Source organism: Oleiphilus sp. HI0123 (assembly GCF_001635315.1).
Genome location: NZ_LWGE01001852.1, coordinates 1 through 637, shown reverse-complemented (window position 1 = coordinate 637; position 637 = coordinate 1). Strand labels below are relative to the sequence as shown.

At 48.0% G+C, this 637-nt stretch carries 1 protein-coding gene; it reads left to right on the top strand.

Going from position 1 to position 637, the window contains the following annotated elements; genetic code table 11:
- On the top strand, window positions 1-637 hold a 637-nt coding region (locus tag A3761_RS24835), incomplete at both ends, for a GntR family transcriptional regulator (RefSeq protein WP_197473253.1).

Sequence of the window (637 nt, the reverse complement as noted above, 5' to 3'; positions counted from 1 at the left end):
ATTGACCTTGCTGAGCAGATTCGGCAAAGTACTTTTGCTAGGGGGGATAAGCTTCCTTCTGTTCGGGAATTAGCGAAACAGCGCTCGGTCAGTGTGTCGACTGTTTTAATGAGCTACGGTTTACTAGAGGACTGGGGGCTGATTGAGGTGAGGCCAAAGTCTGGCTATTATGTTAAAGCCATTGCGCTCAGTGCGCCGGTAGAACATTTATCTAAAGACCATATCCACAACTCTGTCTCTGATTGCGGCCCGGATGAAGTCACCACTTCAGAATTGATCATGGACGTCCTGGCCAGTTCGGCAGAACCAAACAATGTCAGCTTCGGTGCAGCGGTCCCGGCAAGTGACTTCCCTATTATTGAACAACTAAAAAAATCATTTGCAAACCTTGTGCGGACTGAGAAGTTTCTCGGCATTGGCTATGACTCAGGAAAAGGCTGTCCTCAACTAAGGAAGCAGCTCGCCAGACGTGCTTCTGATGCGGGCATGTTAGTGTCACCTGATGAAATTATTATTACTGCTGGCTGCCAAGGGGCCATTGTATTGTGTTTACGCTCTCTGTGTGAAAAAGGTGATGTGGTTGCGGTAGAGTCGCCAGGCTATTATGGCTTGTTACAGTTAATCGAATCTTTGGGGC